We start from the raw sequence: 15,899 nt of genomic DNA on the forward strand, positions 1-15,899 counted from the left end.
AGATGACCTGGTCCGAGATGCGGCCGCTGCTGGAGACCGCGACCCAGGAGACGTTGTACATGGTCGGCGTCGCGACGCTGATCACCGTGCTGATCGGATTGCCGATCGGGCTCCTGCTCGTGCTCACCGACCGGGGCGGTCCGCTCGCGTTCGCGCCGGCGAACAAGTTGCTCGGCCTGGTGGTCAACGTGGGCCGTTCGGTCCCGTTCCTGATCCTGCTGGTCGCGCTGATCCCGTTCACCCGCTGGGTGACCGGCACCACGATCGGCACCGACGCCGCCATCGTGCCGCTCACCGTGGGCGCCATCCCGTTCTTCGCGCGGCTGGTGGAGACCGCGGTGCGCGAGGTGGACCGGGGACTGATCGAGGCCGCGCAGTCGATGGGCGCGAGCACGATCACCATCGTGCGCAAGGTGCTCGTGCGCGAGGCGGTGCCCTCGATCATCTCCGCGATCACGGTGACCATCGTCGCGATCGTCGGCTACTCCGCGATGGCGGGCGTGGTCGGCGGCGGCGGCCTCGGCGACCTGGCCATCCGCTACGGCTACCAACGCTTCGAGACGAACCTGATGCTCGTCACCATCGCGGTGCTCGTCGTCCTGGTTCAACTCGTGCAATTCCTCGGCGATCTGCTCTCCCGCAGGCTCGCCCACCGTTAGGACGCGAGGCATTCCGCCCGCGTACACCGCACCACCCGGAAAGGCACTCTTCGTGCGTATCGACAAGTTCGTCGCCCTCTCCGCCGTCGCCGCCCTCGGACTCGGTCTCGCCGCCTGCGGCAGCGACGACAAGAAGGGCTCGTCCGCCTCCGACCCGCTCAAGGTCGCCGCCTCCGCCGTCCCGCACGCGCAGATCCTGAAGTACATCAAGGACAACCTCGCGGCGAAGGAGGGCCTGAAGCTGGACGTCAAGGAATTCGCCGACTACACCCAGCAGAACCCGGCCCTGGACGAGGGCAACGTCGACGCCAACTTCTTCCAGCACAAGCCGTATCTGGAGGAGTTCAACAAGGAGAAGAAGACCACCCTGGTCCCGGTCGTGCCGGTGCACCTGGAGCCGCTGGCCCTCTACTCCAAGAACGTCAAGTCGCTCGCCGACCTCAAGGAGGGCGCGACCATCGCGTTCCCCAACGACGCCACCAACGGTGGTCGCGCGCTCAAGCTGCTCGCCGACAACGGTGTGATCAAGCTCAAGGACGGCGCGGGCACCACGGCGACCGAGAAGGACATTGCGGACAACCCGAAGAAGCTCAAGTTCAAGGCGATCGAGGCGGCCCAACTGCCCCGCGCGCTGGACGACGTGGACGGCGCGGTGATCAACGGCAACTACGCGCTGACCGCCAAGCTGACCCCGGGCAAGGACGGCATCGCGGTGGAGAAGGCGGAGAACAACCCCTACGCGAACGTCCTGGTGGTCAAGAAGGGCAAGGAGAACGACCCGCGCGTGCAGAAGCTGGCCAAGCTGCTGAACTCGCCCGAGGTGAAGAAGTACATCGCCGACGAGTACAAGGGCAACGTGCTCCCGGCGTTCTGATCCGACCCGCGCCCGGGACGTCTCCCGAGCACACTCGCGGCCACCGCGGCCCCCGTCCTCGGGCGGGGGCCGCGGCGCGTTTTCGGGCGTATGAGAGGCTGTCGCCGACAGCAGGGAAGGAATCCGGCGTATCGCGCGGAGCACCTTCGGGCCCGGTGTCGAGGTATGTGCGTGCTCCACGAGGGTTCGGGCACACCTCGACACCGGTACGTCCGAGAGAGGCGGCGCGGTGCGGCAACCCGGAGCGGTCCCGCCACTGTGAACGCGCGCCGTCGGGCGGGCGTGAGCCAGAGACTTGCCGCTGTCCGGGGCCCGGTTCGCGGGTTCCGCAACCGACCAGGGCGTGGACACCCGAGGGAGGCCGACGGCGCATGCCTGCGTGCTTTGTGACAACTGACGGCATATCCGGCGCGGGAGCCCGCCGGTGAGCGCCGCGTACCCGTTCTCCGCGATCGTGGGCCTGGCCGATCTGCGGCTGGCGCTCGTCCTCAACGCGGTCTCGCCCGCGGTCGGTGGCGTGCTCGTGCGCGGCGAGAAGGGCACCGCCAAGTCGACCATGGTGCGGGCCCTCGCCGGCCAACTGCCCGAGGTCGCGGTGGTGCCCGGTTGCCGCTTCTCCTGTGATCCGGACGCCCCGGACCCGCACTGCCCGGACGGCCCGCACGACGCGGCGAGCGGCGGGAGCGCCCGCGCCGCGCGCCTGGTCGAACTGCCGGTCGGCGCCAGCGAGGACCGACTGGCCGGCTCGCTGGACATCGAGCGCGCCCTGACCGAGGGCGTCAAGGCGTACGAGCCCGGCCTGTTGGCCGCGGCCCACCGGGGCGTGCTGTACGTCGACGAGGTCAACCTGCTGCACGACCACCTGGTGGACCTGCTCCTGGACGCGGCCGCGATGGGCACCTCGCACGTCGAACGCGAGGGGGTGTCGGTGCGGCACGCCGCGCGGTTCCTGCTCGTGGGCACGATGAACCCGGAAGAGGGCGAGCTGCGACCGCAGTTGCTCGACCGGTTCGGGCTGACCGTGGAGGTCGCGGCCAGCCGGGAGCCGCGCGAGCGGGCCGAGGTGGTGCGCCGACGGTTGGCGTACGAGGCCGACCCCGACGCGTTCGCGGCGCGCTGGGCGGGCGAGGACGCCGAGTTGGCCGAGCGCATCCTGCGTGCCCGCACGGCGCTGGCCCATGTGGTGCTTCCGGACGCCGAGTTGGAGCGGATCGCGCGGGTGTGCGCGTCGTTCGAGGTGGACGGGATGCGTGCGGACCTGGTCACGGCGCGCACCTCGATCGCGCTGGCCGCCTGGCACGGGCGGACCGAGGTGACGGCGCAGGACGTGCGCCGGGCGGCGCTGCTCGCGTTGCCGCACCGGCGGCGGCGCAACCCCTTCGACGCCCCGGGGTTGGACGAGGAACTGCTCGACGAGGCGCTGCGCGACCCGGACGAGCCGGAGCCGGAACCCGAGCCGGAACCGGAGGGGGACGGGCCGGACGACGGTGGGCCGGACGGTGGCGGGTCGCCGCCGTCGGACGCCGACGGCCCGGACGGGTCGAACGGCTCCGACGGGTCGGGGAACGCGACACAGGCGCCGAAGTCGACCGAGGCGGCGCCCGGTTCGACGCCCGGTACCGAGGACGCGTCCGTCGAGGGTGCGCCCGCCCCCTCCGGCACGGGACGCGAGCAGGCCGCCGTCGCCGCGGCCGAGCCGTACCGCACCCGGCTGTTCTCGGTGCCCGGGGTGGGCCAGGGAGCGGCCGGGCGCCGCTCGCGCGCACGGACCGCGAGCGGGCGCACCACCGGGGCCCAGGTCGCGGCCGGCCGGGTGACCCGACTGCACGTCGCGGCCACCGTGCGGGCGGCGGCGCTGCACCAGAAGGCGCGCGGCCGCACCGGCGCGGGGCTGGTGTTGCGGCGCGCGGATCTGCGCGAGGCGGTCCGGGAGGGCCGCGAGGGCAACCTGGTGTTGTTCGTGGTGGACGCGTCCGGGTCGATGGCGGCGCGCAAGCGCATGAGCGCGGTCAAGGGCGCGGTGTTGTCGCTGCTCCTGGACGCCTACCAGCGGCGGGACAAGGTCGGCCTGGTCACCTTCCGCGGCGCGGACGCCGCGCTGGTCCTGCCGCCGACCTCCTCGGTCGAGATCGGCGCGGCCCGGCTGGCCGCGCTGCCCACCGGCGGGCGTACCCCGGTGGGGGCCGGACTGCTGCGTGCCCACGAGACGTTGCGGGTGGAGCGGCTGCGCGATCCGCTGCGCCGGGCGCTGGTGGTGGTGGTCACCGACGGGCGGGCGACGGGCGGCCGGGACGCGCTGGGCGAGAGCCGGCGGGCGGCTCGGCTGCTGGCCGCGACGGGGGTCGCGTCGTTGGTGGTGGACTGCGAGAGCGGGCCGGTTCGGCTCGGGTTGGCGGCGCGGCTGGCCGGGGATCTGGGCGCTCCGGTGGTCACGTTGCAGGAACTGGCGGCGGACGGTCTGGCGGGGCTGGTGCGGGATGTGCGTTCGGTGGCCTGACGCCCGGCCCGCCGGTCGGTGTCACGCTCGTGTTTTCGTCAACGTGCCCGGTCAGGGCCGACGTTCCACATAACAAGGGAGATCATCATGCCGCAGGGCGTTCCCACGCACGTGCCCGCCGACGGGCTGACCACGCGTCAGCGTCGCAATCGGGCCCTGGTCGTCGTGCACACCGGGCCCGGCAAGGGCAAGTCCACCGCGGCGTTCGGGCTGGCCCTGCGCGGCTGGAATCAGGGCTGGCCGATCGGGGTGTTCCAGTTCGTGAAGTCGGCGAAGTGGAAGGTCGGCGAGGAGAACGTGTTGCGCACGCTCGGGCGGCTGCACACCGAGACCGGCGAGGGCGGCCCGGTCACCTGGCACAAGATGGGCGAGGGCTGGTCCTGGATCCAGCGCGAGGGCACCCAGGACGATCACGCCGAGGCGGCCCGCCAGGGCTGGGAGCAGATCAAGCGCGACCTGGCCGCCGAGACCCATCGGGTGTACGTGCTCGACGAGTTCACCTATCCGATGAAGTGGGGCTGGGTGGACGTGGACGAGGTGGTCGCGGTGTTGCGCGATCGGCCCGGCAGCCAGCACGTGGTGATCACCGGCCGCGACGCGGACCCGCGCCTGATCGAGGCGGCCGATCTGGTCACCGAGATGACCAAGATCAAGCACCCGATGGACGCGGGGCAAAAGGGCCAGCGAGGCATCGAGTGGTGAGTGCTTCGGCGCTGCCGCGCGTGGTGATCGCCGCGCCGGCCTCCGGGCACGGCAAGACCACCGTCGCCACCGGGCTGATCGCGGCCTTCACCCGACGCGGCGACGTCGTGTCGCCGCACAAGGTGGGGCCGGATTACATCGATCCCGGCTATCACGCGCTCGCGGCCGGCAGGCCCGGGCGCAACCTGGATCCGTTCCTGGTCGGCGAGGAGCGGATCGCGCCGCTGTTCGCGCACGGCGCGCGCGGCGCGGATCTGGCCGTGGTCGAGGGCGTGATGGGCATGTTCGACGGTGCGGCCGGGCGCGGTGGATACGCCTCCACCGCGCACGTCGCGCGGCTGCTCGCGGCGCCGGTGGTCCTGGTCGTGGACGCGCGGGCGCAGAGCCGCTCGGTGGCCGCGTTGGTGCGCGGATTCGACGCGTTCGATCCGGACGTGGGCGTGGCCGGGGTGATCCTGAACCGGGTCGGCTCGGACCGGCACGAGAGCATGTTGCGCGAGGCACTGGACGAGATCGGCATGCCGGTGCTGGGTGTGCTGCGCCGGCACGAAGCGATCGCCAAACCGGCCCGGCACCTGGGCCTGGTCCCGGTCGCCGAACGGCACGCGGACGCCGTGCGCACGGTGGACGCGCTCGGCGAACTGATCGCGCGCAGCGTGGACCTGGCCCGGGTGCGGCGGATCGCGGCGGGTGCGGGTCCGCTGCCGGACGCGCCGTGGGACCCGGTGCGCGAGGTGGCCGGCCCGATTCCGGGGCGGCCCACCATCGCGCTCGCGGGCGGTTCGGCGTTCACCTTCGCCTATGCGGAGACCGCCGAACTGCTCGGCGCGGCCGGGGCCGAGGTGGTCACCGTGGACCCGCTGCGGGACGAACGGCTGCCGGCGGGCACGGCGGGCCTGGTGCTGGGCGGCGGCTTTCCGGAGGTGTACGCGGCCGAGTTGTCCGCCAATTCGGCGCTGCGCGCGGACGTGCTGGCGTTGGCCGCGCGCGGCGGCCCGATCGCGGCCGAGTGCGCGGGTCTGCTGTACCTGGCCCGGACGTTGGACGGTGCGCCGATGTGCGGTGTGCTGGACGCGGACGCGCGGATGACCGAGCGGCTGACCCTGGGCTATCGGGAGGCGACGGCCGCGCACGACTCGGTGCTCGCCCCGACCGGTCGGGTGGTGCGCGGACACGAGTTTCACCGCACGACGTTGACGCCGCGGGCCGGGCGCCGGGCGGCGTGGAGTCTGGGCGACTCGGGTCTGGAAGGGCACATCGCCGGATCGGTGCACGCGTCGTATCTGCACGCGCACTGGGCCGGCGCGCCCGATCTGGCCCGGCGGTTCGCCCGGTCGTGCGCGCTCGCGGCGGACCCGGCGGGCGCGGGTGGCGCGGATCCGGGTGCGGACGCGCGGGCGTGGCCGATTACCGACCGCGCGCGGGAGCGCACGCTCGGGCGGTGATCGCCGCAACCTCGGACGGGGGAGTCGACGTCGTGACGGGTACGGGCTCCCCTTCGGGGGCGCCGCCGCGTGACCACGCGCCGAACCTCCCCCGGGATTCGGCGCGGCGAGGGGGATGGCCATGGCTGATCGGGTGATCGTGATCGGGTACGACGGCGCGCCGCTGTCGGCCGCGGCGGTGCAGGCGTTGCGGACGGCGACCCTGGTGGCGGGCCCGGAACGGCTGTTGGCCGCCGTCGCGGTGCCCGAGGGCGCCGAGCGGATGGTGCTGGGCAACGTGCACGTGGCCGCGCAACGCATCGGCGCGCATCGCGGCGTCGCGGTGGTGTTGGCCGTCGGCGACCCCGGGTTCTTCGGGATCGTGCGGTTGTTGCGCCGGGCCGAGTACGGCCTGGAACTGGAGATCGTGCCGGCGGTGTCCTCGGTGGCGCTGGCGTTCGCGCGGGCCTCGATGCCGTGGGACGACGCGCGGGTGGTCAACGCCCTGGGGCGGGACGTGCGGCGCGCGGCGAACGTGTGTCGGGCGTTCGGCAAGGTCGCGGTGCTCACCGGTCCGGGCGCGGGTCCGGCCGAACTCGCCGCGCTGCTCCCGGATGTGCCGCGCACCTTCGTGGTGTGCGAGCGCCTGGGCACCGATCGGGAGGAGATCTCCATGGTCTCCGCCGAGCACGCGATCGAGCACGAGTGGTCCGATGTGGACGTGGTGATCGTGATCGGGCCGGCCCTGCGGGCGGGCGCGACGGCGGGTTGGCTGGCGGGCGAACGCCCCGGCTTTCCGGGGTCGGTGCGCGGCTGGGCGGTGGCGGAGGACGTGTACGCGCATCGGGCGGGCGCGATCACCCGGGCCGAGGTGCGCGCGCTGGCGGTGGCCCGACTCGGGCCGCGGCTGGGCGACCTGGTCTGGGACATAGGGGCGGGCAGCGGGTCGGTGGGCATCGAGTGCGCGCGGCACGGCGCGGCGGTGGTGGCGGTCGAGCAGGAGGCGTTCGGGTGCGACCTGATCGCCGAGAACGCCGGCCGGTTCGGGGTCGAGGTGCGGGTGGTGCACGGGAAGGCCCCCGAGGTGTTGTCCCGATTGCCGTTGCCGGACGTGGTGTTCGTCGGGGGCGGCGGGCCCTCGACGGTGGCCGCGTGTGCGGCGCGTCGGCCGGAGCGGATCGTGGCCGCGATGTCCGAGGTGGATCGGGTGGCCGAGTCGCGCGCGGTGCTGGAGCGTGCGGGTTACACCGTGGAGGGCTGTCTGTTGCAGGCTTCGCGGCTGGCGCCGGTCTCCGGTGGCGCCCAGCGACTGGAACCGGCGCATCCGGTGTTCGTGGTGTGGGGGGACCGGACTTGACGGCGGATCGGGTGTCGGGCGGGCGGGCGACTGCCGCCCGGGCGGCGGGAGTCGAGGTGTCGGGCGCCGCGCGGGGGCTGGATTCGGCCACGGTCGACGCGGCGTCGATGGTGCCGGATCTGGTGGTGGGGGTCGGGGCGGCGCGTGGGGTGGACGCCAGGGAGGTGTGCGCCAGCGTGTGCGCCGTGCTCGCGCGGGCCGGTCTGGCGCGTTCGGCGGTGTGGGCGCTGGTGACCGTGACGGCCCGGGTCGACGAGCCGGGTCTGGTCGGGGGAGCGGCGCTGCTCGGACTGCCGTTGTTCGCGCGGGCGGCACAGGAACTCGCCGCGGTGCCGGTGCCGCATCCGAGCGAGCGGGTGCGGGCGGCGGTCGGCACGCCGGGCGTGGCCGAGGCCGCCGCGCTGCTGGGGCCGGTACCGGGCCTGCCGTTGGGCGAGTTGCTGGTGGCCAAGACGCGCGGCGTGGGTGCGCGTCCGCGCTGTACGGTCGCGGTGGCCCGCCGGCGGCCGGTCGCCGGCGGGTGAACGTGACGGCGAGCCGGGAAGCGGAACAACAAACGCCGTGATCGGTACCGGAATGGGCGGATTCGGCGATGTGGCAGTCGATTTCGTACCGCGAACCGATCGGGAAGTGCCGGCTCACGGTCAACGCCGGGACCCCGGCCGTCGGACCGGGCACCATCACCACCATCATGGACACGAACGACACGGGCGGGGCAGGGGCACCGGGCAGGGGTACGGAACCACGGACATGGGCAGTGACGCGATGACGGAACTCGACGGGCCCAATCCCGACGAACGGGACGGCGCACCGGGCGCGGACGTCGCACCGGACGTGGATCTGCGCCACCACGGCGACGCGGAGATCGGGCCGGGACTGGTGGACCTGGCGGTCAACGTCCGGCTCGCGGCCCCGCCGCCGTGGCTCGTGCGCCGCCTCACCGCGAGCCTGGCCGACCTGGCCGCCTACCCCGACACCGGTCGGGCCCGGGCGGCCATCGCGGCGCGACATCGGCGCCCGGTCGCCGAGGTGTTGCCCACGGCGGGCGCCGCCGAGGCGTTCGTGTTGCTCGCCCGCACCCTGACCCCTCGGCACGCGGTGGTCGTGCACCCGCAGTTCACCGAGCCCGAGGCCGCGTTGCGGGCCGCCGGGCACACCGTGCATCGGGTGCTGCTGGACGAGCACGACGGCTTCGCCCTCGACCCGGCCCGGATTCCCGACGAGGCCGACCTGGTCGTCCTGGGCAACCCGACCAATCCCACCTCGGTGCTGCACCCGGCGGCCACGATCGCCGCACTCGCGCGCCCCGGCCGAATCCTGGTGGTCGACGAGGCGTTCGCCGACACCATTCCGGGCGAGCCCGAAAGCGTGGCCGAGCGACGCGATCTGCCCGGGCTCGTGGTTGTGCGAAGTCTCACGAAAACCTGGGCGTTGGCCGGACTTCGAATCGGTTACGTCCTGGCTTCCCCGGATCTGGTGCGCATCCTCACGGACGCTCAGCCGTTGTGGTCGGTGTCGACACCGGCGTTGATCGCCGCCGAGGCGTGCTGCACGCCGGAGGCGCTCGCGCAGGCGGAGGCGTTGGCCGTTACGCTCGCGGCTGACCGTTCGTACCTCGTGGAGAGGCTGCGCACGGTTTCGGGGATTCGGCTACCGGTCGTTCCCCGTTCCTCGTTCGTGCTCGCGCGGATCGAGGGGGGCCCAGAGATCCGCGAGCAGCTGAGGGAGCGAGGCTACGCGGTTCGGCGGGCCGACACTTTTCCGGGCCTCGGCCCGGATTGGCTTCGGATCGCGGTGCGGGATCGTGCCACGACGCTGGCCTTCGCGGCTGCCCTGGAAGGAGTAGTTACATGAGCGAAGCCGACGAGCGCCGACCTGCTGGGGAGGGCGTGGGCCCTGCCCCCGCCAGGCACGCCGCCGGCACCGGTCCGGTGGGGGAACCGGCCGGTCCATACCCGTACGACGATCTGGACGACGAGGACTCGCTGTTGATGCCGGGGCCACAGGCCGGCTGGGCCGACCCGAACGTGCCGATGCCGGCCGCACCGGGGATGTCCCTGGCCGATCGCATGGCCGCGGCCGGCGACGACGCCTCGGGACAGGTACCGGTGTCGCCGATCGAGCAGGCGTACGACGCCGTACCCGGCCCGCAGTCCGGCATGTTCGCCGCGATGATCATCGACGAGCCGGAATCGCCGGAGACCTATGCCGCGCCGATGACGGCCGGTCAGATCCCGTATCCGCCCGGCCCGATGACGCCGCATCAGGAAGTCCCGCAGCCGGTCCAGGGGTTCGGCCCCGGGGAGTACGGCGCACCGCAGGGCGTGGCCGAGCCGTATCCGGCGCCGGCCCAGGGTGTGCCCGTGCAGGGTGTGCCCGGGCAAGGCGTGCCCGGGCAAGGCGTGCCGGCCCAGGCCGTGCCCGCTCCCGCCGCGCCGCCCCCGCAGGCGGTGCCCGTCGTACCGCCGCCCGCCGCGCCGCGGTTCGTGCCGACGATCGTCGGGCAGCCGGGCGCCGAGTACGGCACGGACGTGCCACCGGCCGCACCCGCGGCCGGGCCCGAGGCGCCGTCGGGTGCCGTGCCCGACCCGGCGGCCGGCGCGTTCGTCGAGCAGCCCGGGATCACCGGCGGTCGGCTGCGCCAACGTGTGCGCGTGGCGCAGACCGTGGACCAGCCGCAGCAGACCGAGCAGTCGCCGGCACCGCAGCCGCCGGCACCCGCGCAGCCGAGTGCCCCGGCCGGTGGGAATCCGGCGGACACCCCGCCGTTCCCGGTCGCCGCCGCGGTGCCGCAGCGCACCACCCTGCCGCCGCGTCGGCAGCGCCGGGTCGGCCGCGGCCCGGTGCCGCAGCAGGCCGGGCCGCACAGCGGGGCACATCCCGTGGGGGACGCGGTGAACACCGGTATTCCGGCGCAGCCCACGCCGATGCAGGCGGTGCCGGTGGTACCGCCGCCGGCCGCGCCGCAGCCGGTCGAGTCGGTGCCGGTCGCGGCAGCCGCACCGGTCGAGGCGGTCGCGCCCGCCGCGCCGGTCGCCGAGCAGCCCGCGCCGCCGGCTCCGCCGGTCGCCGAGCAGCCCGCGCCGCCGGCTCCGCCGGTGGTCGAGCACGCGCAGGGGGTCACCGCGCCGGCCATACCGCAGCCGTTGCCGGGTGTGCCGCCGCAGTCCGCGCATCCCAGGTTCGTGCAGGCCGCGCCGGACGCGGTCGTCGACGCGCTGACCGGACCGCCCGCCGCGCCCGTCGCGGGCCCGATCGACAGCCCGGAAGCGGCCGCTTCCGTGCCGCCGCCGGCCGTGATCGAGGCGGGCGGGGTCGATCCGGCGGTGCCGGCGGTCGCGGCCGTGCCCGAAGCCGAACCGACGGTCGCGCCGGCGCCGGTCGAGGCCGCTCCGGCGGTGGCCGAGGCCGTCGTCGAATCCGCGCCGCCGGCCGTCGCGGAGCAGCCGGGCGTCGCGCCCGCGGTGCCGGCCGAGCAGGCGCCGCCGGCCGGGTCCGCCGTGCCGGAAGGCACGGGCGGGCGGCGACGCAAGCCCGAGACCGGCTCGGAGTCGGCCGATTCGGGTGAGCACGAGGCGATTCCGGTCGGAACGCAGCTCGGGCCGGTACCACCGCCCGAGCCGGTGGCCGTGCAGGTCGCCGAGGAGGCCGCGGTCGCCGAGCCGGCGGCCGAGCCGGTCGCGCCCGTCGCCGCTGCGGTCGCGGCACCGCAAGCGCCGGTGGCGACCGCGGGTCCGACGGTGGCGGAGGTGCCGGCGCAGCGTGCGCCGGTCGCACCGCCCGTACCGGCGGAGCCCGTTGCGGCCGATCAGCCATCCCATGATGCGAACGCCGCGCCGTCGGTCGTGGCCGCTGCGCCACCGGCCGCGCCGGCGACCGAGCCGCAGGCCGAGTCCGTCGCGGTCGCGCCGGAGGCCGTCGCGGCCGTGGCGCCCGCCGACGGCGGGGCGGGCGAAGCGGCGGTTCCGGAGCAGGGTGTGGCTCCGGTGGCGCCGAGTGCGCCCACCGAGGCGGCGGAGCCGGCCGCGCCGGCCCCGACCGTGCCGACCACCGAGGCGGCCGTACCGCTCGCGCAGGCCGCTCCGGCGCAACCGGCCGCGCCGGTCGGGCAGGCCACGCCGGTGGTGCCGGCCGAGGCGGCGGTGCAGGCCGAGTCGGCCGCGCAGCCGACTCCGGTGGCGCAGTCCGCACCCGCGGCCCAGCCGGTGCCGCCGGTGGTGCCCGTCGCGCCCGGGCCCGTGGAGCAGGCCGGGTCGGCTGCTCAAGGTGCGCCGGTCACGCCGACCGGGCCACCGGCGACGGCCGCGCCCGTCGAGCAGGCCGCGCCGCCCGCGCCGCCCGCGCCGCCCGCCGAGGAGGTGGCCGACGCACGACCCGTCGCCGAGGCCGTCCCGGTCCCGGCGCCCGCCGAGCAGCCGGCCCCGAGCGGTTCCGGCCCCGAGTCGGTCGCCGAGGCCGTGCCGGCCGCGGTCGAAGCGGGCGACGCGTCCGTCGAGGCGACACCTGTCGCGCCGGCCGGCGACGCGTCGGCCGAGGTCGCCCCGGCCCGGCCCGGCAACCCGGCGCCCGCCGTCGCGGTCCCGGCCGGACCCACCACGCAGTCCATCGCGGCGGAACTCCTCGCCGAGGAGATCCCCACCGCACCGACCGCCGAGCACCCCGCGACGGCTGCCGAGTCCGTCCCGGCAGCCGCCGCCCCGGCCGCGCCGCCCACCGGGCCGGTCGAGGTCGGCCCGGCGGATCCCCGTACATCCGAAGAAAGCACTGCCATGCACGGCCCCCAGAGCACCACCGGCGCCGAGTCCGAGCCGCAGCCGCAGCCCGCGGTCGCCGGCGGAAGCGGCGAGATCCCCAGGATTCCGCCGCCGCCGGCCGAGCCGGTCGGCACCCTGGCGGCGGACCGGGCCCAGGGCGGGCAGGCCGACGCGGTCGCACCCCGGGTGCCCGCGCCCGCCGAGCCCGAGGGCGAGCCCGTCTCGGCGACCGCGGTCACCGTGCTGCTGCCCGCCTCCGAGCCGGTGGCCGCCGAGCCGCCGGCGCCCGCCGACCCCGCGCCGTCGGCCGAGGAACCGGCGCCCGAGGCACCCGAAGCGCCCGCGGCCGAGTCCACGCCCACCCCCGGGGACGACGCGACGCCGGAGGCGGAGGCGGAGCCCGAGCCCGAGATCGAGCGCGGCCCCGCCGCTCCCGGTTACGACGACGCGGCGCGCGAGGCGGTGCATCGGGTGATGCGCGAGCGCCGGGACGTCCGAGCCGGCTTCCGGCCCGACCCGGTGCCGGACGACGTCCTGGTCCGGGTGTTGGAGGCCGCGCACGCGGCGCCCAGCGTCGGCTACTCGCAGCCGTGGGACTTCGTGGTGATCCGCTCCGAGGAAACCAGGGTCACCGTCCAGGAACTGGCCCAGCGGCAGCGCGAGGCGTACGCCACCTCGCTGCCCAAGGCCCGGGCCAAGCAGTTCCTGGAGATCAAGGTCGAGGCGATCCTGGAGACCCCGGTCAACATCGTGGTCACCGTGGACTCCACCCGCGGCGGCCGGCACACGCTGGGCCGGCACACCCAACCGCAGATGGGCCCCTACTCCAGCGCGCTCGCGGTGGAGAACCTGTGGCTGGCCGCCCGGGCCGAGGGTCTCGGGGTCGGCTGGGTGAGCTTCTTCGACGAGCGCGAGCTGGCCACGGCACTGGGTCTGCCCGAACACATCGACGTGGTCGCCTACCTGTGCGTGGGCTACGTGGACGCGTTCCCCGACGAGCCGGAGCTGGCCACCTCGGGCTGGGCCAAGGCCCGACCGCTGTCCTGGGTGGTGCACGAGGAGACCTACGGTCGCCGCGGTCTGCCCGGCGAGGAGCCGGTCAGCCTGCTCGACGAGACGTTGCAATCGGTGCGTCCGCTCGACGCCAAGGCGTTGGGCGCGGCGTGGGAGCACCAGCGCAACATGACCAAGCCGCCCGGCTCGCTGGGCATCCTGGAGACGATCGGCGCGCAGTTGTCCGGGCTGGCCCGGACCTTCCCGCCGCCGATCCCGGAGCCCGCCGCGGTCGCGGTGTTCGCCGCCGACCACGGGGTGCACGCGCAGGGCGTGTCGCCGTGGCCGCAGGAGGTCACCGCCCAGATGGTGGGCAACTTCCTCGCCGGCGGCGCGGTGGTCAACGCGTTCGCCAAGCAGATCGGTGTCGAGGTGTGCGTCGTCGACGTCGGCGTCGCGACCGAGCTGCCGAACGCGACCGGACTGCTGCCGCGCCGGATCCGGCCGGGCACCGCGGACATGACCCAGGGCCCCGCGATGACCCGCGAGGAGGCGATCGCGGCCATCGAGGTCGGCATCGAGACCGCCCGGGACCTGGTCACCGCCGGCAACCGGGGTCTGCTCACCGGCGACATGGGGATCGCGAACACCACCGCGTCCGCCGCGCTGATCTCGGTGTTCACCGGGATGGAGCCGGCCGAGATCACCGGTCGCGGGACGGGCATCGACGATGCCACGCACCGGCGCAAGATCGAGGTGGTCAAGGCGGCGCTGGCGCGGCACGAACCCGATCCCGGTGACCCGATCGGCGTACTGGCCGCGATCGGCGGTCTGGAGCACGCGGCGCTCGCCGGCTACATCATCGGCGCGGCGGCGCTGCGCGTACCGGTCGTGCTCGACGGGGTGATCGCCGGTGCGGCGGCCCTGGTCGCGCAGGCCATCGCGCCGGAGTCGATCCAGGCGTGCGTCGCGGGTCACCGGTCGGCCGAACCCGGCCACGCGGCGGCCCTGGCGAAGTTGTCGCTGCGTCCGCTGGTCGAGTTGGAGATGCGGCTCGGCGAGGGCACCGGCGCGGTGCTCGCCCTGCCCCTGGTGCAGAGTGCGGTCCGCGTACTGCACGATGTGGCCACGTTCGACGCGGCGGGAGTCAGCGGCAAAACCGACTGATTTCCACCCCCGCCCGCAGCAGCCGAAGGGCACCTCCGCCACGATGGAGTGGCAGAGGTGCCCTTTCCGCGCGGAAAAACCGCCCAGGCGACGGCCGACGCGACACCGGAGCGATACCGGGATCGTGGGGACCGCCGCCGAGGCAGCAACCGTCCGTGCACCGAAAGATCAAGAAACACCGTACGCAGCGCACCCCGCGCCACCCGGAAAAGTGAGAACGATGTCCCGACTCCCTGGTCCTCCCGCCTATCCCGCCGGCCTGCGTCTGGAAGGACGCCGGGTCGTCGTGGTCGGCGCCGGTACGGTCGCCCAGCGCCGACTGCCCGCCCTGCTCGACGCGGGCGCGGACGTGCTCGTGGTCGCCCCCGAGGCGACGCCGGCGGTCGAGGGCATGGCGACCGGCGGCGAACTGCGTTGGTTGCCGCGCGCCTACGCGCCCGGTGACCTGGACGGCGCGTGGTACGCGCTGGCCGCCACCGACGTGGCCGAGGTCAACGAGGCGGTGGCCGCCGACGCCGAGGCGCTGCGGGTGTTCTGCGTGCGCTGCGACGACGCGTCGCACGCCAGCGCGTGGACGCCGGCGAGCGGGCGACACGACGGTTTGACCGTGGCCGTGCTCGCGGGCGGCGACCCGCGGCGCGCCGCGGGCGTGCGCGATCGCATCGTCGAGGGCCTGCACGACGGTTCGCTGGCCGCTCGTGGGGAGCGCCCGATCGGCGCGTTGCCCGGAGTGGCCCTGGTCGGTGGCGGACCCGGCGACCCGGACCTGATCACCGTGCGCGGGCGGCGACTGCTCGCCGAGGCCGACGTGGTGATCGCCGACCGGCTGGGCCCGCGCGCGCTGCTGGGCGAGTTGCCGCCGCATGTCGAGGTGATCGACGCGGCGAAGATCCCGTACGGACGGGCGATGGCCCAGGAGGCGATCAACGCCGCGATGATCGAGCACGCCAAGGCGGGCCGGTTCGTGGTCCGGCTCAAGGGCGGCGACAACTATGTCTTCGGTCGGGGCTTCGAGGAGGCACTCGCGTGTGCCGAGGCCGGGGTGCCGTGCCTGGTGGTGCCCGGGATCACCAGCGCGATCTCGGTGCCCGCGATAGCCGGCATCCCGGTCACCCACCGGGGTGTGGCGCACGAGTTCGTGGTGGTTTCCGGGCATGTCGCGCCGGAGGATCCGCGCTCGCTGGTGGACTGGGCGGCGCTGGCCGGGCTGCGCGGCACGTTGGTGCTGCTGATGGCGGTGGAGCGACTCGGGCCGATCACCTCGGCGCTGCTGGCGCACGGGCGGGCGGGGACGACTCCGGCGGCGGTGATCCAGGAGGGCACCATGGCCACCCAGCGGGTGTTGCGCACGACGTTGGCCTCGGCCGCCGCCGATGTGGTGGCGCAGGGGATTCGGCCGCCGGCGATCGTGGTGGTCGGCGACGTGGTGGCGCTGTCGGGCTGACCGCGAGCCGGCCGCGGTCCGAGGGCGG

General features: G+C 74.8%; 10 protein-coding genes. All 10 read left to right on the forward strand.

The window, feature by feature from the left end; all coding sequences use genetic code 11:
• Positions 1-2: 2 nt before the first annotated feature.
• The 10 genes from ACFXMF_RS01905 (at position 3) to cobA (ending at position 15,871) form a co-directional block, all read left to right on the forward strand.
• Positions 3-659, forward strand: coding sequence for a methionine ABC transporter permease (locus ACFXMF_RS01905; protein WP_360306263.1), 657 nt, complete (start codon positions 3-5; stop codon positions 657-659).
• 52 nt (positions 660-711) lie between these two features.
• On the forward strand, positions 712-1,533 hold the full coding sequence (locus ACFXMF_RS01910) for a MetQ/NlpA family ABC transporter substrate-binding protein (RefSeq protein WP_360306261.1): 822 nt from the start codon (positions 712-714) through the stop codon (positions 1,531-1,533).
• 424 nt (positions 1,534-1,957) lie between these two features.
• Positions 1,958-4,030, forward strand: coding sequence for a putative cobaltochelatase (locus ACFXMF_RS01915; protein ID WP_379989030.1), 2,073 nt, complete (start codon positions 1,958-1,960; stop codon positions 4,028-4,030).
• An 87-nt stretch (positions 4,031-4,117) separates the two neighbouring features.
• Positions 4,118-4,732: a cob(I)yrinic acid a,c-diamide adenosyltransferase gene (gene cobO / locus ACFXMF_RS01920; RefSeq protein ID WP_360306257.1), complete on the forward strand. Its 615-nt coding sequence runs from the start codon at positions 4,118-4,120 to the stop codon at positions 4,730-4,732.
• Positions 4,729-6,177, forward strand: a complete 1,449-nt coding sequence (locus ACFXMF_RS01925) for a cobyrinate a,c-diamide synthase (protein WP_379989029.1) — start codon at positions 4,729-4,731, stop codon at positions 6,175-6,177. Before cobO ends, ACFXMF_RS01925 begins: the two co-directional genes overlap by 4 nt.
• Positions 6,178-6,298: 121 nt before the next feature.
• A complete protein-coding gene (gene cbiE / locus ACFXMF_RS01930) occupies positions 6,299-7,513 on the forward strand; it encodes a precorrin-6y C5,15-methyltransferase (decarboxylating) subunit CbiE (RefSeq protein ID WP_360306253.1) in 1,215 nt (404 codons plus the stop codon).
• Positions 7,510-8,037: a cobalamin biosynthesis protein gene (locus tag ACFXMF_RS01935; protein WP_379989028.1), complete on the forward strand. Its 528-nt coding sequence runs from the start codon at positions 7,510-7,512 to the stop codon at positions 8,035-8,037. The genes cbiE and ACFXMF_RS01935 overlap by 4 nt, the downstream gene beginning before the upstream one ends.
• Before the next feature lie 226 nt (positions 8,038-8,263).
• Positions 8,264-9,367 (forward strand): Rv2231c family pyridoxal phosphate-dependent protein CobC, encoded by a 1,104-nt coding sequence (gene cobC, locus ACFXMF_RS01940; protein ID WP_360306249.1) that lies wholly within the window; start codon positions 8,264-8,266, stop codon positions 9,365-9,367.
• The gene (cobT, locus tag ACFXMF_RS01945; protein ID WP_380020488.1) at positions 9,364-14,427 is read left to right on the forward strand and encodes a nicotinate-nucleotide--dimethylbenzimidazole phosphoribosyltransferase; all 5,064 of its coding nucleotides are present in this window, start codon (positions 9,364-9,366) and stop codon (positions 14,425-14,427) included. Before cobC ends, cobT begins: the two co-directional genes overlap by 4 nt.
• Before the next feature lie 220 nt (positions 14,428-14,647).
• The gene (gene cobA / locus ACFXMF_RS01950) at positions 14,648-15,871 is read left to right on the forward strand and encodes a uroporphyrinogen-III C-methyltransferase (RefSeq protein ID WP_379990470.1); all 1,224 of its coding nucleotides are present in this window, start codon (positions 14,648-14,650) and stop codon (positions 15,869-15,871) included.
• Positions 15,872-15,899 lie beyond the last annotated feature (28 nt).

This window comes from Embleya sp. NPDC059213 (genome assembly GCF_042754445.1).
GTDB lineage: Bacteria > Actinomycetota > Actinomycetes > Streptomycetales > Streptomycetaceae > Embleya.

What these genes read in the sequence shown, in the direction of transcription:
- ACFXMF_RS01905 (WP_360306263.1), top strand. Translation starts at nt 3, where the DNA reads ATGACCTGGTCCGAGATGCGGCCGCTGCTGGAGACCGCGACCCAGGAG.
- cobO (WP_360306257.1), top strand. Translation starts at nt 4,118, where the DNA reads ATGCCGCAGGGCGTTCCCACGCACGTGCCCGCCGACGGGCTGACCACG.
- cbiE (WP_360306253.1), top strand. Translation starts at nt 6,299, where the DNA reads ATGGCTGATCGGGTGATCGTGATCGGGTACGACGGCGCGCCGCTGTCG.
- cobC (WP_360306249.1), top strand. Translation starts at nt 8,264, where the DNA reads ATGGGCAGTGACGCGATGACGGAACTCGACGGGCCCAATCCCGACGAA.
- cobT (WP_380020488.1), top strand. Translation starts at nt 9,364, where the DNA reads ATGAGCGAAGCCGACGAGCGCCGACCTGCTGGGGAGGGCGTGGGCCCT.
- cobA (WP_379990470.1), top strand. Translation starts at nt 14,648, where the DNA reads ATGTCCCGACTCCCTGGTCCTCCCGCCTATCCCGCCGGCCTGCGTCTG.